Origin of the sequence: Lysobacter sp. M15, from assembly GCF_022662515.1 — a bacterium.
GTDB lineage: Bacteria > Pseudomonadota > Gammaproteobacteria > Xanthomonadales > Xanthomonadaceae > JAKPBU01.
Map to the genome: position 1 here is coordinate 348998 of NZ_JAKPBV010000005.1, position 25617 is coordinate 374614.

At 67.0% G+C, this 25617-nt stretch carries 22 protein-coding genes and 3 tRNA genes; 6 read left to right on the forward strand and 19 right to left on the reverse strand.

The features are described from left to right. Positions 1–121: 121 nt before the first annotated feature. The 3 genes from MC380_RS05135 to MC380_RS05145 form a co-directional block, all read right to left on the reverse strand. Positions 122–3028 carry a TonB-dependent receptor gene (locus MC380_RS05135; RefSeq protein ID WP_242163399.1) on the reverse strand — a complete coding sequence of 969 codons (2907 nt, stop codon included), beginning with the start codon at positions 3026–3028 and terminating at the stop codon, positions 122–124. A gap of 117 nt (positions 3029–3145) precedes the next feature. After that, positions 3146–3460, reverse strand: a complete 315-nt coding sequence (locus MC380_RS05140) for a hypothetical protein (RefSeq protein ID WP_242163401.1) — start codon at positions 3458–3460, stop codon at positions 3146–3148. Positions 3461–3718: 258 nt separating this feature from the next. After that, on the reverse strand, positions 3719–4729 hold the full coding sequence (locus MC380_RS05145; RefSeq protein WP_242103716.1) for a LysR substrate-binding domain-containing protein: 1011 nt from the start codon (positions 4727–4729) through the stop codon (positions 3719–3721). A gap of 219 nt (positions 4730–4948) precedes the next feature. Here MC380_RS05145 and MC380_RS05150 point away from each other — a divergent pair, with 219 nt between their 5' ends. The 3 genes from MC380_RS05150 to MC380_RS05160 all read left to right on the forward strand — a co-directional run bounded on the left by MC380_RS05150 (position 4949) and on the right by MC380_RS05160 (position 7245). Further along, a complete protein-coding gene (locus tag MC380_RS05150) occupies positions 4949–5116 on the forward strand; it encodes a hypothetical protein (RefSeq protein ID WP_242103715.1) in 168 nt (55 codons plus the stop codon). Then, entirely contained in the window at positions 5113–6264 is a 1152-nt protein-coding gene (gene dgoD, locus MC380_RS05155; protein ID WP_242163403.1) for a galactonate dehydratase, read from the forward strand. The genes MC380_RS05150 and dgoD overlap by 4 nt, the downstream gene beginning before the upstream one ends. Positions 6265–6360: 96 nt before the next feature. Beyond that, positions 6361–7245, forward strand: coding sequence for a 2-dehydro-3-deoxygalactonokinase (locus MC380_RS05160; RefSeq protein WP_242163405.1), 885 nt, complete (start codon positions 6361–6363; stop codon positions 7243–7245). 57 nt (positions 7246–7302) lie between these two features. Here the strand turns inward: MC380_RS05160 and MC380_RS05165 are convergent, their stop codons facing one another. The 16 genes from MC380_RS05165 to MC380_RS05240 form a co-directional block, all read right to left on the reverse strand. After that, a complete protein-coding gene (locus MC380_RS05165) occupies positions 7303–8382 on the reverse strand; it encodes a PQQ-dependent sugar dehydrogenase (RefSeq protein WP_242163439.1) in 1080 nt (359 codons plus the stop codon). A 488-nt stretch (positions 8383–8870) separates the two neighbouring features. Beyond that, positions 8871–10442 carry an FMN-binding glutamate synthase family protein gene (locus MC380_RS05170; RefSeq protein ID WP_242103780.1) on the reverse strand — a complete coding sequence of 524 codons (1572 nt, stop codon included), beginning with the start codon at positions 10440–10442 and terminating at the stop codon, positions 8871–8873. A 106-nt stretch (positions 10443–10548) separates the two neighbouring features. Further along, positions 10549–11829, reverse strand: a complete 1281-nt coding sequence (locus MC380_RS05175) for a nucleotide sugar dehydrogenase (RefSeq protein ID WP_242163406.1) — start codon at positions 11827–11829, stop codon at positions 10549–10551. Positions 11830–11843: 14 nt separating this feature from the next. After that, positions 11844–11930, reverse strand: a tRNA-Leu gene (locus MC380_RS05180). Positions 11931–12257: 327 nt separating this feature from the next. Continuing rightward, positions 12258–12331, reverse strand: a tRNA-Cys gene (locus MC380_RS05185). A gap of 135 nt (positions 12332–12466) precedes the next feature. After that, a tRNA-Gly gene (locus MC380_RS05190) sits at positions 12467–12542 on the reverse strand. Further along, positions 12533–13192, reverse strand: a complete 660-nt coding sequence (pgsA, locus tag MC380_RS05195; RefSeq protein WP_242103711.1) for a CDP-diacylglycerol--glycerol-3-phosphate 3-phosphatidyltransferase — start codon at positions 13190–13192, stop codon at positions 12533–12535. The genes MC380_RS05190 and pgsA overlap by 10 nt, the downstream gene beginning before the upstream one ends. After that, a complete protein-coding gene (uvrC, locus tag MC380_RS05200; protein ID WP_242103710.1) occupies positions 13189–15066 on the reverse strand; it encodes an excinuclease ABC subunit UvrC in 1878 nt (625 codons plus the stop codon). The genes pgsA and uvrC overlap by 4 nt, the downstream gene beginning before the upstream one ends. Positions 15067–15194: 128 nt before the next feature. Further along, complete coding sequence (locus MC380_RS05205) at positions 15195–15653, reverse strand: low molecular weight protein-tyrosine-phosphatase (protein ID WP_242163440.1); 459 nt, start codon at positions 15651–15653, stop codon at positions 15195–15197. A 4-nt stretch (positions 15654–15657) separates the two neighbouring features. Next, on the reverse strand, positions 15658–16428 hold the full coding sequence (kdsB, locus tag MC380_RS05210) for a 3-deoxy-manno-octulosonate cytidylyltransferase (RefSeq protein ID WP_242163408.1): 771 nt from the start codon (positions 16426–16428) through the stop codon (positions 15658–15660). Beyond that, positions 16425–17459: a tetraacyldisaccharide 4'-kinase gene (lpxK, locus tag MC380_RS05215; protein WP_242163410.1), complete on the reverse strand. Its 1035-nt coding sequence runs from the start codon at positions 17457–17459 to the stop codon at positions 16425–16427. The genes kdsB and lpxK overlap by 4 nt, the downstream gene beginning before the upstream one ends. Beyond that, positions 17456–19243 carry a lipid A export permease/ATP-binding protein MsbA gene (msbA, locus tag MC380_RS05220; RefSeq protein ID WP_242163412.1) on the reverse strand — a complete coding sequence of 596 codons (1788 nt, stop codon included), beginning with the start codon at positions 19241–19243 and terminating at the stop codon, positions 17456–17458. The genes lpxK and msbA overlap by 4 nt, the downstream gene beginning before the upstream one ends. Next, on the reverse strand, positions 19240–19695 hold the full coding sequence (locus tag MC380_RS05225) for a biopolymer transporter ExbD (protein WP_242103706.1): 456 nt from the start codon (positions 19693–19695) through the stop codon (positions 19240–19242). Before MC380_RS05225 ends, msbA begins: the two co-directional genes overlap by 4 nt. A 21-nt stretch (positions 19696–19716) precedes the next feature. Then, positions 19717–20409: a MotA/TolQ/ExbB proton channel family protein gene (locus MC380_RS05230; RefSeq protein ID WP_343223537.1), complete on the reverse strand. Its 693-nt coding sequence runs from the start codon at positions 20407–20409 to the stop codon at positions 19717–19719. Between the two features lie 94 nt (positions 20410–20503). Beyond that, positions 20504–22855: a DNA internalization-related competence protein ComEC/Rec2 gene (locus MC380_RS05235; protein ID WP_242163414.1), complete on the reverse strand. Its 2352-nt coding sequence runs from the start codon at positions 22853–22855 to the stop codon at positions 20504–20506. Between the two features lie 3 nt (positions 22856–22858). Then, on the reverse strand, positions 22859–23860 hold the full coding sequence (locus MC380_RS05240; protein WP_242163416.1) for an integron integrase: 1002 nt from the start codon (positions 23858–23860) through the stop codon (positions 22859–22861). A 506-nt stretch (positions 23861–24366) separates the two neighbouring features. Here MC380_RS05240 and MC380_RS05245 point away from each other — a divergent pair. The 3 genes from MC380_RS05245 to MC380_RS05255 all read left to right on the forward strand — a co-directional run bounded on the left by MC380_RS05245 (position 24367) and on the right by MC380_RS05255 (position 25445). Continuing rightward, positions 24367–24711, forward strand: coding sequence for a hypothetical protein (locus MC380_RS05245; protein ID WP_242163417.1), 345 nt, complete (start codon positions 24367–24369; stop codon positions 24709–24711). 66 nt (positions 24712–24777) lie between these two features. Continuing rightward, positions 24778–25164 (forward strand): hypothetical protein, encoded by a 387-nt coding sequence (locus tag MC380_RS05250; RefSeq protein ID WP_242163419.1) that lies wholly within the window; start codon positions 24778–24780, stop codon positions 25162–25164. A gap of 77 nt (positions 25165–25241) precedes the next feature. Beyond that, entirely contained in the window at positions 25242–25445 is a 204-nt protein-coding gene (locus MC380_RS05255) for a hypothetical protein (RefSeq protein WP_242163420.1), read from the forward strand. Positions 25446–25617 lie beyond the last annotated feature (172 nt).

The following is a 25617-nucleotide window of genomic DNA, read 5'->3' on the forward strand; positions in this document are numbered from 1 at the left end:
ATATCAGGCTGGCGACATGCAGATACCGATCCGAGCTTCATCGCCGACGCCATGCACCCACCAGATATCCGGCTGGCCAAGGGAAGGGAGAAAACACCTCCCCTCCCCGGCCGCATCACGCTCAGAACGTCACGCGCAGCGTCGCCGCATAGCGGGTGTCGTTCACGTACCAGGAAGTGACCCGCTTCCCGCCTCCGTTCTGCTCCATGATCGTGCGCTGCTCGGCGTTGTTGAGGTTGTTCATCTCCAGGCCGATCTTGACGTTGTCGTTGATGCTGTAGAAGATCGAACCGTCCAGCTGTCCGTACTCGTCGCTGTATACCGGCAGCTTCCAGGCGATGGATTCGCCATCGAGATTGTTGTTGGTGCCGTTGTAGCCGTTCGCTCCGACCGACAACAGGTACTGGCTGCGCCAGTTGTAGGCCAGGCGGATCTGCCAGGGCCCCTTCTCGTAGAACGCGGCGACGTTGTAGGAGTTCTTGGACAGGCCGTCGGCCGGCATCTCGCCGAAGGTCGAGCCGTCGGTATCGACCGGTTGCGCATCCACTTCGGCCGGAATTTTGGTCGAGCTGTCGATGTAGGTGTAGTTCGCCGAGATACCGAAGCCGTCGAAAGGCGCCGGCAGGAAGTCGAAGAACTGGGTCCAGCCGATTTCGGCGCCCTGAATGCGCGCCGTGCCGGTGTTGATGGTCTGCGTGATCAGGTAGTCGTATTCATTGCCGTCGGCACCAGGATAGGCCACCAACTGCGACTGGTTGCGGAAATAGTCCTTGATGTCCTTGCGGAAGAAGTTGACCCAGGCCATGCCGCCGTTGTCCGGATTGAAGTACCACTCCAGCGACAGGTCGTACTGGTTGGCCTTCATCGGCTCCAGGTAGGGGTTGTCGGTAGAACCGCCGGTGAGATCGAGATCGGTGATCGGCAGCAGCACGGGAGCGTTCGGATCCACCTCGACCCCGGGCTTCGGATTTGCGCTCAGGACCTGATAGGCCTGCATGTCGCTGAACGCCGGCCGGGCGATGGCCTTGGAGGCGGCAAAACGCACGATCAGGTTGTCGACCGGTTCCCAGCGGACGTTCAGGCTGGGCAGCACGTCGGTATAGGAATTGCTGGCCGTGATCGGCTCCGATTCACCTGCGCCCAGATAAGGCGCGTAGATCGAGTTCGGATAGATGAGGAACCCGCTGGCGGCATTCTTGGTGCGCACCGCGCGCACGCCGACATTGCCGTCGAGACGGATGTTGTCCACGGCGAAATCCAGCATCGCGTAGGCGGCCTCGGTCGTCTCGCGCTGCACATTTCTCCACTGCGGATCCTGCATGTTCCGCGGCGTGATCTGCCCATAGCAGCAGTTGTAATACGGAGTGGCGGCCCCGTGGATGTCCAGGTAACTGTCCGGAAAGCCGAGCGCGGTATCCAGCACGGGCGCGAAGAAGGTGCCGGGCGTGTTGGCATCGCCACGGAAGAAGTTGCTGAAGTTGTTCTGGTTCACCAGGCTGGCGTTGACCACATCGTTGAGGTCCAGCCCCGGCAGCGGCTGGTCGCCCGGCAGGGCCCACCACTGCATCCAGGTCTGGAACACCGGCTGCCAGTCGTAGCCGGTATCGACGCTGGTGGCGCTGCGATCGGTCAGGCGCACGCCGAACTTGAGCGCCCTGACGAAGCCGTTGTCGAAGCTGTGTTTGAGGTCGGCACGCCAGGCCAGCTGGTCGGCCTCGTTGTCGTCCCTGTGGTCCATGGTGAAGCCCCAGTAGTAGTTGGCGGGGTTTCCCGTGAACTGCTCGTCGATGCCGATGGACGGCCGGCCGCCGCTGAGATCCACGTCGATATAGGGCACGTTGATGCCAAGGGCCACGGTGGAATCCAGGGCCTTGGTGGTGGCCTTGATGTACTGCATGTCGGTGGAGAGCTCGGTGCTATCACTGAGCGCCCACTTCAGGCCGAAGGCGAAATCGGTGGTTTTGGATTTGCGGTGGGAAGCGCGGATGTCGGTGCCCATGGGGATGTTGCCGGGCTGGACCAAACGTCCCGAGCGGAACACGTTGCCGTCCAGTTCGAAGGGCTGACTGGTGTCGATCGCGACCGCGGTGGGATCGTTGCCGACGAAGATGGCGTCCTCGAACCACAGTTCGTCGTAGCGGCTCTGGAAGCCGGTCGCGTACAGCTCGACACCGTCGGCGGGGCGCCACTGCAGGGCGATGTAGGCGCCCTGGCGTTCGCGTTCGTATTCCAGCGTGCGCCAGTCGGCACCACGCGGCAGCCAGAGGCGGTCGTTGGCGCCGTCGCCGTCGACATCGGTGGTGGCGGTCTCGAAGAACGGCCGCACGAACATGCCATCGGTGCGGGTGGCCAGTTCCGAATGCGCGACGTCGACCAGGATGCCGAAATCGCCGGCCTCGGTGTTCCAGCGGTTGCTGTAAAGGGCGGAGGCGGAAGGGCTCCACTTCTCGGAGAAATCGCCGTAGTTCTCGCTCACGGAGAACGCGATCTTCTGGCCTTCGAAGTCGAGGGGCTTGAAGGTGCGCAGGTCCACGGTTCCGCCCAGGCCGCCCTCGATCATCTCGGCCTTCTGGTTCTTGTACACGTCGACGCCGGCCATCAGTTCGGAGGGCACGTCCTGGAAGCCGATGGCGCGGCCGCCATTGGCGGAGAAACTGTCGCGGCCATTGAGCTCGGAACGGACCTGGGTCAGGCCGCGCACCTGCACGCCGGCGCCCTCGGCCGAGAAATGTTCCGGGTCGCCCACCGACAGGAAACGGTCGATGGTCACGCCGGGGATGCGCGAGAGCGTTTCGGTGACGCTGCGGTCGGGCAGCGCGCCGATGTCCTCCGCGGTGACCGAATCGACGAAGGTATCGGCGTCGCGCTTGATGTCCTGCGCCCGATAGATCGAACCACGGATGCCCGTGACGACGACCGCGTCGAGTTCCTTCACCGCCTCGCTGTCCTGCTCGGCGTCGGCAGCAGCCTGGGCCGCCTCCTGCGCGTGCGCATTGGCGCTGAGGAAGGCGGCAATGGCGAGCGCCATGGCCGAACGCCTCGCCTGGCGGCTGAAACCCTTGTTCGCGCGGCGACTCGCCGGGTGGCTTTGACGGATTGACATGGCTGCTCCCTCCAGAGGAACTGGCGTTGTGTCGAAGATGGGTTAGTGGCGCGTGGGGAGGCTGGTGTTGAAGTAGATCGGCAGGGAGCCGTCTGGCGCGCTGCAGGCGCCATCAATGTCGGGGGCGTGGTCCAAGCCGGCGGTGTTACCGCTAACAAAATCGCTCACGGCATTGAACTCGGACGATCGCGAGCCGTTCAACTCGCTACGAACCTGGGTCGGGACGCGGATCGCGAGGACGTCGACTTCATGGACGTTGCGCCCGACCTGCACACTGGTGAGGCGCTGTAACGGGTCGGAAATGCTGGCGTCGCGCAGCTTTCCGACGGAGCGGCGGCGGCTCTGGCGCGTCGACATGATTGTTCCCTCCCAGGACCCGCAACGATGTCTGGTTGTGGCCGGAGCCTCCCATTGGCTCCGATTGCCGCTTCACGCCGGCTTGCCGATACCCGCTCTCAGGGCGGATTCCCGGTGCCGGATCGTCCGGAATTGCGATGTTCCGCACGACTTTCGAGCCGGAGGATATGCGTCACTCTCATGCCATACCAATGAAATATTCCAACCTAGATATCTTCTTATGGAATAGATTGAGCGCGCCGCGTCGACGCAAGACCCTCAGTCCTCTCCGAGATAGCCCAGCCCCTTGGCCGGACTACGCCGTGTGCCCTGCGGCGGTGGCAGCTCGGCGTACAACCGGCGCGCGGTGACGCGCAGCGCTTCCAGTACCCGTTGCCCCCCCGGGGAAAGTAGATGGTCGCGGCGGCGGACGATACCGAACGATTCGATGCTCACGCCCAGTTCGATCGGCAGCACGGTCAGCATGTTCGCCTGGGTGTACGGCGCGATCGAATCCACCGGCAGCGCGGTCAGCAGATCGCTGGTGCGCAACAGGTTGGTGATGACCGGCAACGCAGAGGTCTCGACGATGTTCTGCGGCCATGGCAGGCCGTGTTCGAGGAACATCGCGTCCATGCGCGAACGCAGCAGGCTGGCCGCAGGCGGCAGGATCCAGCCAAACTCGAGCAGATCGGCATGGTCCAGGCGACGGCGGCGGGTCAACGGGTGGCCTGCGCGTGCGATCAGCGAGTGCGGCTCGTCGGCAAGCGGTTCGAAATCCAGATCTCCCAGCCCGTCGGGCCCAAGGATGCGGCCGACCACCATGTCCAACTGCCCATCGACCAGGCGCGCGACCAGCGGGCGGCTGTAGTCCATTTCCACCCGGATCAGCAGGTCCGGGTACTCGCGCTTTACCGCCGCGATCGCCTGCGGTACCAGGTTGGTACCCGGGTTGACCACGGTGCCGATGGCTGCCTGGCCCATGCGCCCGTTGCGCAGCGCGGCGATCTCGTCGTGCGCCCGGCTGAGCTCGGTCAAGGCGGTGCGCGCATGCCGCACCAGCACCTGGCCGTACCAGGTCGGCTCCACTCCCCGCGCATGGCGCTCGAACAACTTGACCCCGAGCATGCTCTCCATTTCGGCGAGCAGCTTGGACGCCGCCGGCTGGGTCATGCTGGCCGCCTGGGCCGCGCGTAGCACCGAACCGTGTTCGGCCAGCTCCAGCAACAGCGACAACTGCCGCGTTTTCAACCGCGTGGCATTGGCCCAGTTCGTACCGGTCTGACTCATGCCCCGTCCTCAGTATTCTCACGGGGAATATCATATGACGAAAATTTCATTGGTTGAATATAGCTTTACCGCGCATCGTTATGCCCCGATCGCTATGCCTGGCTCCGACAGGCGGGTCCATTGCGGCGACATCGCCGGAATCGATATGCGTTCGCGCCCGGCCCGCTGACAGGCGGCGGCAGACAGGCAACCGTAGATCCAGGGGCAGGAGACACCGGCATGGCCAGGCAGGAAGGCAATACCGATCGCCGCGGCTGCCTGCATGACCATGCGTCCGCGCAGCCGTATTTACATCTCCTGGACGCGGCCAGCCCGGCGGTCCCGGCTGCGCCGCACCAGGCGCGCGGCGACACCTTCGACCAGGCCGACATGGAAGTGACACGATGAAGATCGCCCGCGCAGAAACCTTTCACGCAGCGCCACGCTGGCTGTTCATCAGGATCGAGACCGACGACGGCGTGGTCGGCTGGGGCGAGCCGATCATCGAGGGCCGTGCCGCGACCGTCGAGGCTGCCGTGCAGGAACTGTGCGAATACCTGATCGGCAAGGATCCCTCTCGCATCAACGACCTGTGGCAGACCCTGTATCGCGGCGGCTTCTACCGCGGTGGTCCGGTGCTGATGAGCGCCATCGCCGGCATCGATCAGGCGCTGTGGGACATCAAGGGCAAGGCCCTGGGCGTGCCGGTGCACGAGTTGCTCGGCGGGCGCGTGCGCGATCGCATGAAGACCTACCGCTGGGTCGGTGGCGACCGGCCCGCGGACATCATCGAGCAGGTGAAAACGCTGAAGGAACTCGGTTACGACACCTTCAAGTTCAACGGCACCGAGGAATTTCGCCCGCTCGACAGCACGCGTGCGGTCGATGCGGCGGTGGAAAAAGTGGCCGAGATCCGCGCCGCGTTCGGCCACTCGATCGACTTCGGCATCGATTTCCATGGCCGGGTCGGCATGCCGATGGCCAAGGTGCTGCTGCGCGAACTCGAACCGCTGCGGCCGCTGTTCGTCGAGGAGCCGGTGCTGCCCGAGCAGTGCGAATACTATCCGCAGCTCGCGGCAGCGACCTCGATCCCGCTGGCCGCCGGCGAGCGCATGTATTCGCGCTTCGACTTCAAACGCGTGTTCGAGCGCGGCGGGCTGGCGATCGTGCAACCGGACCTGTCGCACGCCGGCGGGATCACCGAATGCGTCAGGATCGCGGCCATGGCCGAGGCCCACGATGTCGCCCTCGCCCCGCACTGCCCGCTGGGCCCGGTAGCGCTGGCAGCCTGCCTGCAGGTCGACTTCGTCGCGTGGAACGCGGTGCTGCAGGAACAAAGCATCGGCATCCACTACAACCACAACGGCGCCGACCTGCTCGACTACGTGCTCAACAAGGACGACTTCGCCTGCATCGACGGCAGCATTGGCGTCCTGCCCGGCCCGGGCCTGGGCGTGGAGATCGACGAGCAGCGGCTACGCGCCGCAGCCGCAGACCCGCCGCACTGGCGCAACCCGGTGTGGCGCCATGCCGACGGCAGCATCGCGGAGTGGTGACGGGATGAGCATGCGCGCAGCGACGGAGTGGCGAGTGGCACCGGCCTATCGCGTCCGCCGCGCGCGTTGCTCGCGCCAACCGAGGGGGATCGCTTCGTGATCGCCGTCGACTGGGGCAGCAGCAACCTGCGCGCCTACCGCCTCGGCGCGGACGGCACCATCCTCGAGCAGCGTCGCGCCGACCTGGGCGTACTGTCCTGCGACGGCCGCTTCGCCGAGGTCCTCGCCCGCCAGCTCGATGGCTGGGACGATACGCGCGTGATGATGTGCGGCATGATCGGCGGGCGCGGCGGATGGATGGAAGTGCCGTACGTGGAATGCCCGGCCGGCGAACGCGAGATCGCAGCGGCGATCGTGGCCCTGGAGGGCGGTACGCCCGCCCTGGCCGAGCGCGAGCTGTTGATCGTGCCCGGGATGATCGACCAAACCTCGTCCGAAGTCGCCGACGTGATGCGCGGCGAGGAAACGCAGATCATCGGGCTGCTCGACCGCCTTGGCGACGGCGACCACACCGTGTGTCTTCCCGGCACCCACAGTAAATGGGTCGACATCCGCGGCAACAACATCGTATCGGTACAGACCACGATGACCGGCGAGGCGTACGCGCTGTTCCGGAACCATAGCGTGCTGGCCCGGCTGATGGCGGCGGACGAACCACCGCTGCATGTGCCGGCCTTCGATGAAGGCCTGCGCCGCAGCGGCGATGCCGGCGGGCTGCTGCATCATCTTTTCGGCGTGCGCACGATGGCGCTGCTCGGCCGCCTGTCGCGCACGCAGTCGCCGTCCTATCTGTCGGGGCTGCTGATCGGCCACGAACTCCGCGGACAGGACCCGCATCCCTCCCGCGTTCACCTGATCGGCAACGATCGCCTGCAGGTCGCTTATGCGCGGGCGCTGGAAGTGTTCGGCATCCAGGTCCAGCGCCATTCGGAGGACCTCGCTGCCGCAGGTCTGCATCGGCTGGCGATGGTCAAGGCCTAGCGCCCAGCCAGGGTGCCATCGATCAGTTGACGTGTCGTTTGCAGTCGCCCGATGGGATCAGCGCGGCGTGAGCTTGAGCAGGCGAGCATTCGCGCCGTCCTCGAGCAGCCAGATGGCGCCGTCCGGCCCCTGCTCGACTTCGCGGATGCGCGCGCCCATCGCGTGGCGCCTGATCTCCTGCGCACCGCCGCTTGCGAATCGAACGCGCACCAGCGCCTGCGAGGCCAGGCCACCGATGAACCCTTCGCCGCGGAAATAGGGAAAGAGATTGCCGCTGTAAATGATGAAGCCCGAGGGCGCGATCACCGGCGTCCACCATGCTTCGGGCGCGTTGAACTCCGGACGCGTCGAGTGATCGGGAATCGGGGTGCCGTCGTAGTGATCGCCATTGGAAACGATCGGCCACCCGTAGTTGCTGCCGCGTTCGATCCGGTTGAGCTCGTCGCCGCCGGCCGGTCCCATTTCGTGGGTCCATAGCGTTCCGCCCGCATCGAATGCAATTCCCAGCAGATTGCGGTGGCCCAGACTCCAGACCTGCGCGGCGATGCCCCCTTGGGCAGCGAATGGATTGTCCGACGGAACCGAGCCGTCGGCGTTGAGCCGCAGCACTTTGCCCAGGTTCTGCTGCAGGTCCTGCGCCGGATCGAACTTCTGGCGGTCGCCGGAGGTGATCCACAACTTGCCATCGCGCCCGAATGCGATGCGATGGCTGTAATGGCCGTAGCCGGTCACCTTGGGTGCCTGCCGCCACACCACTTGCAGCCCCGCAAGGCTGCCGCCATTGCCGCTGGAATCCAGATCCAGGCGCGCACGCACCACGACGGCGCCACGGGTGTCGTTCGCCCCGGCCTCGACGTAGCTGAGATAGATCAGGTGGTTGCTGGCGAACTGCGGATGGAGCACCACGTCCCCCAGCCCACCCTGACCACCATAGGCAACTGCAGGAACGCCCCGGATCTCGCCGGTCGCCCGGGCCGCGACGTCGAACAGCCGCAGATGCCCGGTCTTCTCCGTCACCAGCAAGCGTCCGTCGGGTAGGAATGTCATCGCCCACGGTTCGGTGAATCGGCCCACTTCGCGCGCGACGAAGGGCGGATCGGGAACACGAAACGCCTGTTGGGGTCCGCCGGTGCGCATCGTCTGGACCGCCGTGGCCGCTGCGGACGGCACTTGGGCCGAATCAGCACCGTCCGCGCCGTCTCGGCCCATGGAGCCTGAAACGAGGAAGGTTGCCGGCGGCGGTTGATCGCGCGCGGCCGACTGCCGATCGCTGTTGCGCTCCTGGACGCCTGCGCTGCAGGCCGCAAGCAGCAGGATGAGGGTAGCTGGGGCGAGCCTCCAGACCATGGCGACATCACGGCTACTCGGGGGAGGCAGTATCCATACCACGATCGGCGTGCATGGGTTGCCACGAAACCGCCGCCCCTCCTCCTGCCGATCGACGGTCGGGGAATGACGTGAGCAATGCCGCCAGGCTTTCGTTGGGCACGCAGAACGTGCGCGCAACAACCGCGTCCGCGCGGCGCACGACGGCATTCCGTATCCTCGATGGCTCCTGTAGGAACGCCTCTCAGGCGCGACCGGTACCGATGCCGCACCTGCGCTGTCGCGCCGAAGCGGCGCTCCTACAAGGATTTGGCCAGACGCAGGGCGCCCACCTTCTCCGGTGCGGCGAAGCTGTCGCTGCGCGCATCGGCCCAGAACTCCTGGAACACGGCATGCCTGGGAACCCGGTCCAGCAGTTCACCGGGCTGCAGATACGTATAGAGCGCCGCGAGCGAGCGGATCTCGACCGGCGACACGCGCCGCAGGATGTGCTCGGGCCCCAGCTGCTGCGGATGCTCCAGCCCCGCTGCGCACAGCAGGTCACGCAGTGCCTTGAGCGTGTTCTCGTGGAACTGGAACACACGCGTCGCCTTGTCGGGCACATCGAGCTTGCGCCAGCGTCCGGGGTTCTGCGTGGCCACGCCGGTCGGGCACTTGTCGGTGTGGCAGGCCTGCGACTGGATGCAGCCCAGCGAGAACATGAAGCCACGCGCCGAGTTGCACCAGTCCGCGCCCAGGGCGATGGTCCGGGCGATGTCGAACGCGCTGACAATCTGCCCGGCCGCGCCGAGCTTGATCCGGTCGCGCAGGCCCAGGCCGACCAGGGTGTTATGCACGAGCAGCAGGCCCTCGTGCATCGGCACGCCGACATGGTCGATGAATTCCGCCGGAGCCGCCCCGGTACCGCCCTCGGCGCCGTCGACCACGATGAAGTCCGGCAGCAGCCCGGTCTCGCGCATCGCCTTGGCGATCCCGAACCATTCCCAGGGGTGGCCGATGGCCAGCTTGAAACCCGCGGGTTTGCCGCCGGACAGTTCGCGCATGCGCGCGATGAACTCGAGCAATCCCACCGGCGTGTCGAACACGCTATGCCGCGCCGGCGATACGCAGTCCACCCCGATCGGCACGCCGCGGGTTTCCGCGATCTCACGCGTGACCTTCGCCGCCGGCAGCACTCCGCCATGACCCGGCTTGGCGCCCTGGGACAGCTTCAGCTCCACCATCTTCACCTGCGGGTCGCGCGCCACCGCAGCGAAGCGCTCCGCGCTGAAACTGCCGTCGGCGTTGCGACAGCCGAAGTAGCCCGAACCGATTTCCCAGACGATGTCGCCCCCATGCTCCCGGTGATACGGGGAGAGCGAGCCCTCGCCAGTGTCGTGGTAGAAGCGGCCACGCCTGGCGCCGGCATTGAGTGCACGGATCGCGCTGGCCGAAAGCGAACCGAAGCTCATCGCGGAGATGTTGAACACGCTGACCGAGTACGGTTGCGCGCAGCCCTCGCCCACCAGGATGCGGAAGTCGTGGCGATCGCCCGGCACCGGCGCCATCGAATGGTTGATCCATTCGTAGTCCACGCCATAGGGATTGAGCTCGCTGCCGAACGGCACCGTGTCCTGCACCGACTTGCTGCGCTGGTAGACCAGCGCGCGCTGCTCTCGCGAGAACGGCGCCTTCTCGATGTCGGCCTGGATGAAGTACTGGCGGATTTCCGGCCCGATCGATTCCAGGCCGTAACGAAAGTGAGCGAGGATCGGATAGTTGCGGCGCAGCGTGCTCCGGCGCTGCAGCAGATCCCAGCTCCCCACCAGCGCCAGCGCCGCGGAGATCACGGCTACCACCGCCCACCCATCGCGGCCGCGCCACCACAGCATGCCCAGCGATACCAGCAGGGCGGTCACGCTCAGCACGTACACGGCATAGCGCAGCGTCCCCGAGTCCAGCGGGAAACGGGGCAGATGCCGCAGCCGTGCCTTCATTTCATAGCCGTCCGTCGACGGTGTCTTTGGGGAAGATGCTCTTGATGTCGTAAACCACGACGTCGGGCTGGCCCAGTCGGCGCACGCCCTCGATCCCGAGCGCGCGGTACTGGTCGTGCGCCACCGCCAGCAGGACGGCGTCGTAATCGGCCTGGTGCGGCAGCGTGCCCAGCAGTTCGATCCCGTATTCGTGCCGGGTCTGTTCCGGATCGGCCCACGGGTCGTGGATGTCGACCTTCGCACCGTACTGTTCGAACTCGCGCGCAAGTTCCACCACGCGCGTGTTGCGCAGGTCGGGGCAGTTCTCCTTGAAGGTGAGGCCCAGGATCAGGATCCGCGCATCGGACAGCGAGATGCGTTTCTGGATCATCCGCTTGATCACCGACGCGGCCACGTGGCGGCCCATCGAATCGTTGATCCGGCGCGAGGCCATCAGGATGTCCGGGTAGTAGCCCAGGGACTGCGATTTCTGGATCAGGTAGTAAGGATCCACGCCGATGCAATGCCCGCCCACCAGGCCGGGTCGGAACGGCAGGAAGTTCCACTTGGTCTCGGCCGCCTCCAGCACATCGTGGGTGTCGATGCCCAGGCGCTGGAAAATCAGGGCCAACTGATTGATCAGGGCGATGTTGACATCGCGCTGGGTGTTCTCGATGACCTTCGCCGCCTCAGCCACCTTCAGGCTGGATGCCTTGTGGGTGCCGGCGCGGATGATGCTCGAATACAGCGCGTCGATGAAATCCGCCGCTTCCGGCGTCGAGCCGGAGGTGACCTTGGGGATGTCCGGCAGCCGGCGCAGCTTGTCGCCGGGATTGATGCGCTCGGGGCTGTAGCCCACGAAGAAATCCTGGTTGAAGCGCAGGCCCGAGACGCGCTCGAGTTCCGGAACGCAGATCTCCTCGGTGGCACCGGGGTACACGGTCGACTCGTACACCACCACGTCGCCCGGCTTGAGCACCGCGCCGATGGTGCCGCTGGCCTTCACCAGCGGCGACAGGTCGGGCCGCTTGTGCTCGTCGACCGGCGTGGGCACGGTGACGATGTAGACATTGCGATCGCGCAGCGCCTGTGGGTCGGCGCTCAACTGCAGGCGGATGGCCGCGGCGATCTCGGCCGGTTCGCACTCGCCGTTGCTGTCGTTGCCCTGCTGCAGGCGGCCCACCCTCGCCTCATCGATGTCGAAACCAAGCGTCTCGTAGCGCTTGCCGAATTCGACCGCCAGCGGCAGCCCCACGTAGCCCAGGCCGATCACGGCGACGCGGGCATCTTCTAGCTTGAGCATGCTGTTCCTTGGATTGGTGCCCGGAGTCGGGATCGAACCGACATGGCCTTGCGGCCGAGGGATTTTAAGTCCCTTGCGTATACCAGTTTCGCCATCCGGGCGGTGCGGGACATAGGGTGCCTGACGCGGGCCGGGGAAGAAACCGGCCACGAATCCGCCATCACGGAGAGGGCCAGCCCGCCCAGGCAGTCGACCGCAGATCAAGTGGCCACAAACACGAACCCCGGCCGCGCCGCAATCAACCTCCGCCGTGACTGCCTTCGCGCCGCCGCAGCGGCCCTGGAAACCCGCCAGCCCGCGCCGCGAACCAATTTCCGCCGCTATTGTCTTCGCGCCGCCGCGGCGGCCCTGGAAACCCGCTAGCCCATATGCAAAAAAAACCCGGCCGGAGCCGGGTTGAGCAGGTGCGCGAGGTAATCGCGCAAAACTGGAGGCCGAGGTCGGAATTGAACCGGCGTACGCGGATTTGCAGTCCGCTGCATAACCACTCTGCCACCCGGCCGGTGACTGCTTCATTCTTTCACATCGCGTCGCCGGATGGGCCGGCGACGGGCATTAAAAACCCCGGATCGCCCGGGGTCTGGTTCCCTGAAACACCGGCCTGACTCGGCCGCAATGCGTTCAGGGAGGAACATCTTGGAGCGGGAAACGAGACTCGAACTCGCGACCCCGACCTTGGCAAGGTCGTGCTCTACCAACTGAGCTATTCCCGCGAAAGAGGCGAGATTTTAGCGTCTGCCTGCGAACTGTCAACCTTGTGCAGGTCGACCGCATGGCCTTCCCCAGCCCTGAGCACCGGCCACGCGGCGCGCAGGTATTCGTAACCCGACCACAACGTCAGCAGCGCGGCCGCCGCCAGCAGCCAGTCGCCGATCTGGAATACCACCCCGCCCATCCAGGGCTCGGGTTGCGGTGGCTTGGCCGGCACGATGGCGTACAGCAGGCAGCTGATCGCCACCATCTGCACGATGGTCTTGATCTTGCCGATGGCCGCCACCTGCACCCGCGCGCGCTGCCCGAGCTCGGCCATCCATTCGCGCAGCGCCGACACCGCGATCTCGCGGCCGACGATGACCGAGGCCCAGAACGCCATCCAGGCAGTCGGATGCCCCTGCACGATCAGGAACAGGGCGCTGGCGACCATCAGTTTGTCGGCGACGGGATCCAGAAAGGCGCCGAACGCCGAATACTGGTGATAGCGCCGGGCGATCCAGCCGTCCAGCCAGTCGGTGAGTGCGGCCAGGATGAACACCGCCGCACTGGCGAAGTTGGTCCACTTGAACGGCAGGTAGAACACCAGCACCAGCACCGGAATCATCACGATCCGGGCCAGCGTGAGCATGGTGGGTACCGTCAGCTTCATTGCGTTCCGAGGTCGGGCTGGGTGCCGGGCAACCCGTGCAGTGTCGCGTAAATCCGCTGCGCGAGGGCGGCATTGACGCCTTCGACACGGGCGATTTCCTCGATGCCGGCGGCCTTGAGGCCAACCAGGCCGCCGAAATGCTTGAGCAGGCTGGCGCGCCGGCGCGGGCCGATGCCGGGGATGTCCTCCAGCCGGCTGCTGCTGCGCGCCTTCTGCCGCCGGCCGCGATGGCCGGTGATGGCGAAACGGTGCGCCTCGTCGCGGACCTGCTGGATCAGCTGCAGGCCCGGCGACTGCGCGCCGGGCCGCAGTTCGCGCCCTGGCTGCCCATTCACGCCCGGCAGCAGCAGCGTTTCGTGGCCGGCTCGGCGCTCCTCGCCCTTGGCCACGCCCACCACCGTCACATCGTTCACGCCGAGGTCGGCCAGCACCGCATTGGCCTGCGCCACCTGCCCCGCCCCGCCGTCGATCAGCAGCACATCGGGCAGCACGCCGTCTTCCTCCACCGCGCGCCGGAAGCGGCGGTCCAGCGCCTGGTGCATGGCGGCGTAGTCGTCGCCCGGCTCGATCCCGGCAATGTTGAAGCGCCGGTACTGGCTGCGCACCGGGCCGTTGGCATCGAAGACCACGCACGAGGCGACCGTCGCCTCGCCCATGGTGTGGCTGATGTCGAAACATTCGATCCGCTGCGCCGGCGCTTCCAGCCCCAGCAATGCGCGCAGGTCCTCCGCGCGCGCCGCCTGCGCGGCATGGCTGCTGATTTCGCTGGCCAGCGACAGCTCGGCGTTGCGCCGCGCAAGATCCAGATAGCCGGCGCGGTCGCCGCGCACGCTGGTCTTGATCGAGACCTTGCGCCCCGCCGCGTCCGACAGCGCCTGCTCGAGCAGCTCGAGATCGGCGATCTCGCGATCCAGCACGATCTCGCGCGGCGCCGGCAGCTCGGCGTAGTACTGCGACACGAAGGCCGACAGCACTTCCTGGGCGCTCTCCTCGCCATTGGTCCTGGGGAAGAAGCTGCGCGTGCCCAGGTTGCGCCCGTCGCGGAAGGCCAGCAGCAGCACACAGGCAGCGCTGCCCTGCATGGCGACAGCCAGGACGTCGAGCTCGGCGGCCTTGCCGTCCACGTACTGGCGCGCCTGGATCTTGCGCAGGGTCGCGACCATGTCGCGCAGGCGCGCGGCCTGTTCGAAATCCAGCCGCCCAGCGGCCGCTTCCATTTCCTGCCCGAGTTCGGCGTTCAGCTCGTCGCTGCGCCCTTCGAGGAACAACGCGGCCCGTCGCACCGCATCGGCATATTCACCCGCCTCCACCAGCCCCACGCACGGCGCGCTGCAACGTCCGATCTGGTACTGCAGGCAGGGACGCGAGCGATTGCGGAACACGCTGTCCTCGCAGCTGCGCAGCTTGAACAGCTTGTGCATCATGCCCAGCGTCTCGCGCACGGCGCCCGCGCCTGGATACGGGCCGAAGTAACGCCCCGGCATGCTGCGCCCACCGCGATGGAAGGCGATCCGCGGCCACTGCTCGTCGGTCAGCAGCACATAGGGATAGCTCTTGTCGTCGCGCAGCATCACGTTGTAGCGCGGGCGGTGCGCCTTGATCAGCTGGTTTTCCAGCAGCAGCGCCTCGCCTTCGGTGCGGGTGACCGTGACCTCCATGGATGCGGTTTGGGCCAGCATCGCCTGGGTGCGCGGCCCCTTGGGGGCGCTGTTGAAATAGCTGGCGACGCGCTTCTTCAGCGCACCGGCCTTGCCCACGTACAGCACGCCGCCATCGGCCGCGAGCATGCGGTAGACGCCCGGCGCGGTGCTCAGGCCGCGGACGAAGGCCTTGCCATCGAAGACGGGGGTAGTGGCGGGCTTGGCGACGCTCATACGCGGCCATTATCCCGCAGGATCGGAAATGCGTCGGCGCAAACGTTGTGGATACATTGCTGAAGCGTCGGGGACATAACCCCGACCTGCGGCAACTCGCGGATACGCTTCGGAAGCGTAGCCCCGACCTACGGCATCAGGCGGCGGACAATAGCCCGCGCCATGCCGTCGGCCAGTTCCCAGGCATAGTCGAACTCGGGCGTCCCGCCGGTATACGGGTCGGGGATCTCCACTTCACCCTGCCCTGCGTAGGCCGACAGCAGCATGCAGCGTTCGCGCGCGCCATCGGGTGCGAGCGCGGCCGTCTCGCGCAAGGTGCTGCGATCGGCGCACAGGATGTAGTCGAACGCGTCGAAATCGCGGCGCGCCAGCTGCCGGCCGCGCAGGCCGGCGATGTCGACGTTGTTGCGCGCCGCGCAGGCGATGGCGCGGCGATCGGGCGGCTGACCCACGTGCCACTCGCCGGTGCCCACCGAATCGACTTCCACCACCTCGTCCAAACCGGCTTCGCGCAGACGCGCACGCAGCGCGCCCTCGGCCATCGGCGAGCGGCAGATGTTGCCCAGGCAGACCACCAGCAGGCGCAGCGTCTCAGCCATGCGTCCCGGCCAGCCGTGCCTCGGCGCGCGCCAGGTCTTCGGGTGTGTCCACGCCGGGTGGAAAGGGTTCCGGGGTCAGGTCGACCGCGATCCGCCAGCCCGCTTCCAGCGCGCGCAGCTGTTCCAGCGACTCGAGCCGCTCGAGTCGTCCCGGCGGAAGGCGCGTGAATGCGCGCAGCGCGCCGGCGCGGTAGCCGTAGATGCCGATATGGCGCAGGCATTCGCCCAGTTCCACCGCTGCGCGATCGTACGACCAGGCATCGCGATGCCACGGCACCGGCGCGCGGCTGAAATACAGCGCGTCGCCGGCTGCGTTGCGCACCAGCTTGACCGCATTGGGATCGAACATCGTTTCCGGATCGAGGATCGGCGCGGCCAGCGTGGCCATCGGCGCGCCGCTCGAGGCGACCAGCTCGGCCACGCGGCGGATGCCGCTGGCCGGGGCGAAAGGCTCGTCGCCCTGCAGGTTGACCACGATGGCATCGTCGTTCCAACTCGCGAGATCCGCGCATTCGGCCAGGCGATCGCTGCCCGACGCGTGCGCCGGCGAGGTCATCACGATGCGCACGCCCGAGCCTTCCAGCGCCCGGACGATCCGCTCGTCATCGGCCGCGACCCAGACCTCGCGCGCGCCGGCGGCCAGCGCGCGGCGCGCCACGTGCAGCACGAGCGGCTCGCCGCCGAGCAGCCGCAGCGGTTTGCCCGGCAGGCGCGTGGCGGCGTAGCGCGCGGGGATGGCGACGACGAATTCCGACGCGTTCATGGCGCGGCGGGGCGCGCGTGTCGCACGCGATCGAGCAACGCCACCCAGAACGCCTCCGGAAGCTGCGCCTCCACCGGAACGGCATAGTGGCGATCGCTGGCGAAGCCGGTGCACTTGACCGCGTCCTTCTCGGTCATCAGCACCGGCAGGTCGCTGCCGAACTGCAGGTCCCCGGCGACGTAGGCGTGATGGTCGGCGAACGCATGCGGCACCACGCCGATACCCAGCGCGCGCAGCATGGCGAAGAAGCGTTCGGGGTCGCCGATGCCGGCCACGGCATGCACGCGCTGGCCGGCGAACGCCGAGAGCGGGCGGGCGCGCACGCCGACCAGCGGCATCGCGCGTTCGGCGTGCAGGCGCATCGGCCATTCGCCGAAACCGGCGTCGTCCGGAATGTCGGCATCCGCCGGCGACGTGGCCAAGTTGACGACCCTGAAATCGCATTCCGCACCGCGCGTTGGCGGCTCGCGCAAGGGTCCGGCCGGCAGCATCAGGCCGTTGCCATAGCGCCGGCGTCCATCGATCACTTCAATCTCGAGATCGCGCGCCAGGCGGTAATGCTGCAGGCCGTCATCGCAGACCACCACGTCGCAGCCCGCATCGATCAGCGCCCTGCCCGCAGCCACCCTATCGCGATCCGCACGCACTTTCATCCCGGTGCGCCGGGCCACGAGGACGGGCTCGTCGCCGCCCTCGGCAGGATCGGTGCGCGCGTCGACCCAGAGCGGTCGCGTCTCGTCGCGGCGTCCGTAGCCACGGGTGGCGACTCCGGGCGTGAACCCCTCGTCGCGCAGGCGCTCGACGATGGCGATGGTGAGCGGCGTCTTGCCGCTGCCGCCGGCGATCAGGTTGCCGACCACCAGCACCGGCTTGGCGATGCGGATGCGCCTGCGCCAGCCGCGCGCGAACAGGTCGCGTCGCAGCGCGACGGCGCGCGCGTACGCCTGCGACAGGACGCGCGCGCCCAGCGGTACGCCGATGCCGGCGTCGAACCAGTAGCCGGGCGTGCGGGCCTTACGCTGCGGGCTCATGCCGGCGCGCCGTCGTCGGCTTGCGCTGCGGGCGGCTGGTCGCGGAACTGGCTGCGGTGCAGGTGCGCATACAGCCCACCGCGTGCGAGCAGCTCCTGCGGCGTGCCCTGCTCCACCAGGCGTCCGTGATCGAGCACCAGCACCTGGTCGGCGTGCTCGATCGTCGACAGCCGGTGCGCGATGACCAGGGTGGTGCGATCGGGCATCAGCCGGTCCAGCGCGTCCTGGACCAGGCGTTCGGATTCGTTGTCGAGCGCGGCGGTGGCCTCGTCCAGGATCAGGATCGGCGCGTCCTTGAGCATGGCCCGCGCGATGGCCAGGCGCTGGCGCTGGCCACCCGACAGTCGCGCACCGCTGATGCCGATGTCGGACTGCAGGCCCTCGGGCATGCGTTCGACGAATTCCATCGCATTCGCCGCGCGCACCGCATCCGCGAGCACAGACTCGTCCGCGCTGCGCATTTCGCCATAGGCCACATTGGTCGCCACGCTGCCGTCGAACAGCATGACCTGTTGTCCGACCAGTGCGATCTGCCGGCGCAGGTCGGCCAGGCGGTAATCCTGCAGGGGAAAGCCGTCGAGCAGGATCTGCCCGCCGGCGACCTCGTAGAACCGGGGGATCAGCTTCACCAGGGTCGACTTGCCGCTGCCCGAGCGGCCGACGATGGCGGTGACGGTGCCGGGGCGCGCGGTGAAGCTGACGTCCTGCAACGCCGGTGCGCCTTCGCCCTGGTAGCGCGCGTCGACATTGCGGAATTCGATCAGCCCCTGCGCGCGATCGAGCGTGCGCGTGCCGTGGTCGGCTTCCTCTTCCGAATCCAGGATCCCGAACAGGCGCTCGGCCGAGGCCACACCCCGCTGCAGCATGTTCTGCACGTTGGTCAGCTGCTTGATCGACGGGATGATCGCGATCATCGCGGTCATCAGGGTGACGAAACCGCCCGCCGACAGCCTGCCGGCGCTGGCCTCGTGCCCTGCGGCCAGCACCAGCACCGCCAGGCCCACCGCGCCCATCAGCTGGACCAGGGCCGAGGAAATGCTGCGGGTGGATTCGACCTTCAGCGCGAGCTTGCGGTGGTTGTCGGCGATGGCGGCATAGCGGTCGAACTCCACCTCCTGCGCGCCGTACACCTTGACTTCCTGCTGCCCGCCGAGCGACTGGTTGGCGGTCTGCATCAGCCGCGCGGAGCTTTCCTGGATGCGATGGCTGAAGCGCCGGTAGCGCTTGCCCACCTTGCCCATCACCCAGGCCAGCGGCGGTGCCAGCAGCAGCACCACCAGGGTCACCTGCCAGCTGGTCCAGAGCATCACCACCAGCGCCGCGATCACCTGGAAGGACTGCTGCAGCATCACCTTGGCCGCGTCGATCGCCGCCTGCGCGACGTGGTCGCTGTCGGTGCCCAGGCGCACCAGCATCGAGGTCACCGGTTCGGAATCGAAGCGCAGCCCAGGCAGGCGCAGATACTTGCCGAAGACCTGCACGCGCATGTCGCGGGCGATGCCGCGCCCGGCCCGGGCCATGTTGTAGTCGGCCACGTAGCCGGCGATGCCGCGCACCACGAACAGGCCCACGATCGCCAGCGGCATCCAGTAGGCCGGCCCCTTGCTGCCGGCGACGAAGGTGTCGTCGATCAGCGGCTGCATCAGCTTGGTGAACGCACCGCCGGCAGCTGCCTCGAGCGCCATGCCCAGCAGCGCGAACCAGAGCAGGCCGCGGTAACCGCGGGCGAAGCCCAGCAGTCGGCGATAGACCGGCCAGGCGCGGTCGCTGGCGGGCTTGCTCAACGCGGGCTCCGGGGCGGTGCGTTTGCGCTGGCGGCCGCAGCCTCGGGCGCGGTGGCATTGGCGATCCGGCGGAAGCCGAGCTGGCCGAGCGCATCGTAGGCGGTGATCACCGCCTGCCAGGGCGTGCGCGCATCGGCCCGGATCAGCACGGTGCGGTCGCGATCGTCGCCCGCCACTTCGGCGATGCTGCGCTTGAGCGAATCCACGTCGGTCTGCAGCACTTCACGATCGCCCACGAAATAGCGGCCGTCGGCATTGATCAGCAAGCTCAAGGGCTTGGCCTGCGCTTCGTTCGGCTCGCCTTCGGCGCGCGGCAGTTCCAGCTTCAGCACCGAGCGTGCGTCGAAGGTCGTCGTGATCACGAAGAAAATGATCAGGCACAGCACCACGTCGATCAGCGGGATCAGGTTGATCTCGGGTTCGTCGTCGGCGCGGAAATCGCGGATGCGCATACGTCAGTGACCCTAGTCCCGTCAGCTCGCAGCGATCGGCGGCGTGATGCCATGCGCGCCCGGGGCCACGCGGGCCGAGGCCGGGCGCAGTCCGCCCGCTTCATGCGGATCTTCAGGCGCGTCCAGGGTGTCGAGCAGCTGGATCGCCTCGTGCTCCATGTCCACGATGTAGCCGGCGATGCGGCCGCGGAAGTAGCGATGGAACATGAGTGCCGGAATCGCCACGATCATGCCTGCGGCAGTGCACACCAGCGCCTTGCCGATGCCGCCGGCCAGTTCGTTGGCATCGCCGATGCCGTGGTCGAGGATGCCCAGGAACATCTGGATCATGCCGACCACGGTGCCGAACAGGCCCAGCAGCGGCCCGGCGGCGGCGATCGTGCCGAGCCCGTTGAGGAAACGTTCCATCCGGTGCACCAGGTGCCGGCCCACGTCCTCGATCCGCTCGCGGATCTGGTCGCGCGGACGGTTGCGCACGTCCAGCGCCGCCGCCAGCAGCGCGCCCAGCGGCGAGGTCTGGCGCAGGGACTCGATGTGCTCGGGATTCAGGCGCCCGCGCGACGCCCAGGCGCGCACCTCGGCGCCCAACCCCGGCGGCAGCACCGCCTTGCGCCGCAGCGACCAGAAACGCTCCACGATGATCGCCAGCGCCACCGCCGACAGCAGCAGCAACGGGATCATCGGCCATCCCCCGGCCTTCACCAGCTCCAGCACGCGCAACACTCCCGCTTTGCGGCCGCGAACGCAGCCGATCCGTCGATAGGATAGCCGCGCGGGCCTTGAGCCGCATTCCAGCGCGCTGCCGCCTTCATTCCTCGACGGATGCTTCGCCCACGTGCACAGCGCGGCGCACCGCATCCCACAACCGTGGATGCGATGTGCGTCTCAGATCCACCCCCAGACCGCCACGCCCCAGCCAGATCCGGACCGCGCCGGTCTCCGCGCTGACCGGCACCTGCGCACCCGCGGCTTGCCAGCGCTCGACCACATCGCCGGCCGGATGCCGGAACCGGTTGCCGTGCCCGGCCGAGACCAGCGCGACCGCAGCGCCGATCGCTTCGACGAACCCCGGATCGGAAGAGCTGCGGCTGCCGTGGTGCGCGACCGTCACGATCCTGGCCCGGATCGCGCCCGGCCGCTCGCGCAGCAGCTTGCGTTCGACCACCTCGCCGATGTCGCCGGTCAACAGAGCAGCGCCGTGCGCGGTTTCCACCCGCAGCACGCAACTGGAATCGTTCTTCAGATAAGGAAAATGCAGCCCCGGATGCAGCACCCGGATACGCACGCCATCCCAGCGCCATTCCCGGCCGGCGATGCAGTCGCGGGTCTCCGGCAACGGGTCGCCCGGGGCGCCGAACAGGCGCGCCGACGGGAACGCCGCCGCGACCGCCGCCAGTCCGCCGGCATGATCGTTGTCGCCGTGGCTGGCCATCGCCACGTCCAGCCGGCGCACGCCCAGCGCGCGCAGCGCCGGCACGACCACGCGTTCGCCCGCATCGAAGCCCTCCTCCACCTTCGGACCCATGTCGTAGAGCAGCGCATGGCGATGCGTGCGCACCAGCACCGACAGTCCCTGCCCTACGTCGAGCATGGTGACCTCGACTCCCCCCGGCTCCGGCAACCCCCGTGAGGGCCACAGCAGCGGCAGCCACAGCAGCAACGCCAACGGTTTGCCGGGAACGCCGCGCGGCAGCAGCAGCCAGAACGCGCCGGCCAGCGCGAGCGGCAACGCGAACCAGCGCGCCTCCGGCAGCCACCACAGCGCGAACGGCGAGCTCGCAAGCCGCTCGAACAGCGGCCACGACGCGTCGAACGCGGTGGCCGACAGCGACCACAGCACCTGTCCCGCGCCGGCGTGCAGCGACTCGGCGGCGGTGCCGAGCAAGGCCAGCGGCACCACCACCAGGCTCCACCACGGCACCGCCACCAGGTTGGCGAACGGACCGGCCAGTGAAGCCTGACCGAACAGCACCACGGTCAAAGGCAACAGGCCCAGCGAAGCCACACCCTGCGCCCCGAGGAACTCGCGCAACGGATGCTGCCGTCCCTGCGGCAGACACCACAGCAGCCAGGCCACGCCCGCGAAGCTCAGCCAGAAGCCAGCCCCTAGCGGCGCCAACGGGTCCACCAGCAGCACCGCGATCGCCGCCAGCGCAAGTGCATCCGCAGCCGGCTGTTGCCGGCGCCACAGACGCGCAGCCACCACGATCACGATCATCAGCTGCGTCCGCACCGTGGGGAGCGCGAAACCCGCCACCGCGGCATACACCAACCCTCCGCAAGCAGCGGCCAGACCCGCCGCCTGGGTGCGCGGCCAGCGCCGTCCAAGCGCGGGCCACAGCCACCACAGGCCCCGTGCGAACAGGGCGAAGAAGCCGGCCGCAAGTCCCACGTGGAAGCCGGAGATCGCGATCAGATGGGTCAGGCCGTTCGCGCGCAGCACGTTCCAGTCGGCATCCTCGAGGCCGCCGGTGTCGCCGAGCGCAAGCGCCCGCACGAAGCGGGAAGACGGCTTCGGCACGGCGGTCGCGATGCGTCGCGACATGCGATCGCGCCATGCGTCGATACCATGACCGGGCGCCAGCCTGCGCGCCTGTTCCGGATCGCGCACGTAGCCCATCGCGGCGATGCGCTGCGCCAGGGCATGGCGCTCGCTATCGAAACCGCCGGGATTGCGCAGCCCACGCGGCGCGCGCAGTTTCACCCGCAGGCGCCAGCGTTCGCCCGCATGCAACCGCATGCGCGGCCCGGGCGTCGTGCTGCCGTACTCGTCGTACCACGCCAGCCGCAGGCGCTTGCCGCGCAGTGCGGCCGCCGATGCCATGTTTGGCGCCGTGTTTTCGACCAGGAACAGGAAGCGCGTGCGTCGGGTTTCGACCTGGGGCAGTTCGAGCACCCGCCCGCTGAGTTCCACTTCACCGCCTTCCAGCGCCGCCGGAAGCTGTCCGTCCAGCGCGCCCGCAGCGTGCAGGCCCGCGAGACCGAAGCCCAGCAGCGCAGGCCCGACCAGACTCAGATGCCCGCCGCGCAGCCAACTACCCAACCCGCAGGCGAACGCCAGCGCGAGACATGGCCACCAAGGCAAAGCGGGCAACAGCAGACAGCCCAGCGTGCCCGCCACCAGCGACGCTGCCGCGGCGATTCCCAAGGGCGTGCGCATCGCTCAGCGGTCCAGCGGACTGAGCACGCCGCCGGCGCCACGCTGCAGCACGTGCGTGTATATCTGGGTGGTGGCCACATCGCTGTGCCCGAGCAGCTCCTGGACCGTGCGGATGTCGGCGCCAGCGTCGAGCAGATGGGTCGCGAACGAATGACGCAGCGTATGGCAGGTGGTGGGCTTTTCGATCCGCGCCGTTTCGCGCGCGACCCTGACCGCCCGCTGCAGCACGCTTTCATCGACATGATGACGACGCACGCGTCCGCTGCGCGGATCCTGCGACAGGCGCGGCGCCGGAAACACGTACTGCCAGCCCAGCTCGCGACCGGCGTTCGGGTACTTCTTCGCCAACGCGTGCGGCAGCCACACCTCGCCCGCGCCCTGGGCCAGGTCGTGCGCGTGCAGCACCCGCACCCGCTCCACCGCCGAGGCAAGCGCGTCGCGCAACCGCTGCGGCAGCGGCACGCGCCGGTCCTTGCCGCCCTTGCCATCCCGCACCACGATCTCGTTGCGCGCGAAGTCCACGTCCTTGACCCGCAGGCGCACGCATTCCATCAGGCGCATGCCGGTGCCGTACAGCAGCGCCGCCATCAACCAGGGCTGCCCGTCGAGCACCGCAAGCAGGCGGCCGACCTCCTCGCGCGTGAGCACCGACGGGATCCGGCGCGGCCGCTTCGCCCGCACCACATCCTCCATCCACGGCAATTCGACGCCCAACACCTCGCGGTACAGGAACAGGATCGCCGCCAGCGCCTGGTTCTGGGTCCCGGCAGCCACGTTGCGATCGGTGGCCAGTCGGGTGAGGAAGGCTTCGACTTCGCGCGCGCCCAGATCGAGCGGATGCATGCGCGCGTTCGCCAAGATGAAACGCCGAATCCATGCCACATAGGCCTGTTCCGTCCGGCGGCTGTAGTGCCGCACCCGAATCGCCTCGCGCACCCGATCCAGCAGCCTGGGCGACCCGGTGCCCGCCCCTGTTACACCCTCCCTGGTGCCTGCGTATTTCATACGCCCCTCTTCCCGCCTGATAACGCAGGAAGGATGGCCCAACGCCTACACCCGGCCTATCGGCTAACAGATTGAATCCGGGTGGGATTTTTCTGATTGGCGGGCCGCCCCAGCTGCCGCATACTTCGCGCAACGCCCCGTTTCGGGGGTCGAATAGTTGTTAGGCGGCAATGACCAAGTACATCGCCACTCTCTTACTGCTGGGCGCCGCCGCGCTCGCTATTCGTGGGTGCTCCACTTGGTCTGATTGTGGATACGATTGCTCAGTGACTACCATTTTCAACTTGCCGGCTACCGCAGCCATACTCGTTTCAGTGCTACTTGCGGTCGTCGGGTGCGGCTTGTGGCTAGGAGCTTGGCTTGACCGAGCATCCAGGTGATTTGCCAAGGCCTTAAGGCATGGCGTGGGTCTTTGGGAGGGCTTGCGATCATCCCGATCGCCGCCTAACAATTCATTCAAGCCGAACCCGCTTCGCGGGTCGGCTTAATTCAGGCGTTAGGCCGCTATGAGCGAGTACAAGGTGTTTGCCGGCAAAACTCTAATCGGGCACACCGCGCTTGAGACGGGTGACCCGCCCATGGGCGTTGCTTCTGGCAAGTTCCTGCCACTCCCGGCTTATTCGCCCATCCAATCACAGTGCATTGCCAGTCGCGATCTGCCGCAGACTCATCTGGCGCTGTCGATTGTTCAACCAAACGGTGAGCTACTCCCTGCAGTACACGGCGTCGCTATCCTCGATTACTCAGTAGACCTCGGAGAGATTGAAGTACATGCCGTTGGTATTGGCTATCCTCTCTATGAGCAGCTGTTCCCGCGACAGGTGGCTGCGTATGCCAAGCAATTCGGCTAAGCGGCCTAACAATTCATTCAAGCCGAACCCGCTTCGCGGGTCGGCTTAATTCAGGCGTTAGACGGCATGAGAATTCTCACTACCTATGTGATGCTCTTAGCGGCAATAGCCGCAACGCCTTGCTGGGCCACTCCAAAGCAAGACAAAGAGGCCCCGCCGATGGCCTGTGAGGTCGGCCCACTCCAGAAGACCTACGGCGGAACGGAGTGGGTGGTATATAGCTGCTCCGATGGTTACACAGTTGTCATCCACTCTGCCGCGGGCAATCCCGCGATGCCGTTCTACTTCATGTTCTTCCAGCAAGACGGCAACTTGCGCCTCTATGGCGAGGGCACGGGAGACAAAAAGTACACGGAGGCGGCGTTCAAGGAACTGGAGCCAATGACAACGCAAGATGTGGCGGCTTTGGTCCTGGAGACTAAAGCAGTTAAAAGCAAGAAGACGGGAGAGTAGCGTGCAAATGCCGTCTAACAATTCATTCAAGCCGAACCCGCTTCGCGGGTCGGCTTAATTCAGGCGTTAGGCCCCGCATGAAAGATCCGATGACTCCCTACAAGCGCATCCTCATCTTGGAGGCAGGAGTTATCGTCTTCCTGGGACTGGTGTTCGCTTTTTTGAGGGCTAAAGGTATCTCGGGCGCTGCCGAGTTTTGCTTCTGGGTTTTTGTGGTGCTCCAAGCGGTGATCCTTCTGCCACCTTTGGTTGTCGCGCTACGCAAAGGGCGGAGAGGGTGAACAGCCCTTGTCAACGTTTAGGCACCAAGCCGGCAACGGGGCCTAACAATTCATTCAAGCCGAAGCCGCTGCGCGGCTCGGCTTAATTCAGGCGTTAGGCCGCATGAAGCAGTTGTCGCAATCGGATACGTGCAAGCAGTTCGGCTCGCTATTTCAGCCGCCCGCTGCGGAC

Excerpts from the sequence above, each read along its gene's own strand:
- MC380_RS05135 (WP_242163399.1), bottom strand. The coding sequence starts at position 3,028 with ATGGCGCTCGCCATTGCCGCCTTCCTCAGCGCCAATGCGCACGCGCAG.
- MC380_RS05140 (WP_242163401.1), bottom strand. The coding sequence starts at position 3,460 with ATGTCGACGCGCCAGAGCCGCCGCCGCTCCGTCGGAAAGCTGCGCGAC.
- MC380_RS05145 (WP_242103716.1), bottom strand. The coding sequence starts at position 4,729 with ATGAGTCAGACCGGTACGAACTGGGCCAATGCCACGCGGTTGAAAACG.
- MC380_RS05150 (WP_242103715.1), top strand. The coding sequence starts at position 4,949 with ATGGCCAGGCAGGAAGGCAATACCGATCGCCGCGGCTGCCTGCATGAC.
- dgoD (WP_242163403.1), top strand. The coding sequence starts at position 5,113 with ATGAAGATCGCCCGCGCAGAAACCTTTCACGCAGCGCCACGCTGGCTG.
- MC380_RS05165 (WP_242163439.1), bottom strand. The coding sequence starts at position 8,382 with ATGCGCACCGGCGGACCCCAACAGGCGTTTCGTGTTCCCGATCCGCCC.
- MC380_RS05170 (WP_242103780.1), bottom strand. The coding sequence starts at position 10,442 with ATGCTGTGGTGGCGCGGCCGCGATGGGTGGGCGGTGGTAGCCGTGATC.
- MC380_RS05175 (WP_242163406.1), bottom strand. The coding sequence starts at position 11,829 with ATGCTCAAGCTAGAAGATGCCCGCGTCGCCGTGATCGGCCTGGGCTAC.
- pgsA (WP_242103711.1), bottom strand. The coding sequence starts at position 13,192 with ATGAAGCTGACGGTACCCACCATGCTCACGCTGGCCCGGATCGTGATG.
- uvrC (WP_242103710.1), bottom strand. The coding sequence starts at position 15,066 with ATGAGCGTCGCCAAGCCCGCCACTACCCCCGTCTTCGATGGCAAGGCC.
- kdsB (WP_242163408.1), bottom strand. The coding sequence starts at position 16,428 with ATGAACGCGTCGGAATTCGTCGTCGCCATCCCCGCGCGCTACGCCGCC.
- lpxK (WP_242163410.1), bottom strand. The coding sequence starts at position 17,459 with ATGAGCCCGCAGCGTAAGGCCCGCACGCCCGGCTACTGGTTCGACGCC.
- MC380_RS05225 (WP_242103706.1), bottom strand. The coding sequence starts at position 19,695 with ATGCGCATCCGCGATTTCCGCGCCGACGACGAACCCGAGATCAACCTG.
- MC380_RS05235 (WP_242163414.1), bottom strand. The coding sequence starts at position 22,855 with ATGCGCACGCCCTTGGGAATCGCCGCGGCAGCGTCGCTGGTGGCGGGC.
- MC380_RS05240 (WP_242163416.1), bottom strand. The coding sequence starts at position 23,860 with ATGAAATACGCAGGCACCAGGGAGGGTGTAACAGGGGCGGGCACCGGG.
- MC380_RS05245 (WP_242163417.1), top strand. The coding sequence starts at position 24,367 with ATGAGCGAGTACAAGGTGTTTGCCGGCAAAACTCTAATCGGGCACACC.
- MC380_RS05250 (WP_242163419.1), top strand. The coding sequence starts at position 24,778 with ATGAGAATTCTCACTACCTATGTGATGCTCTTAGCGGCAATAGCCGCA.
- MC380_RS05255 (WP_242163420.1), top strand. The coding sequence starts at position 25,242 with ATGAAAGATCCGATGACTCCCTACAAGCGCATCCTCATCTTGGAGGCA.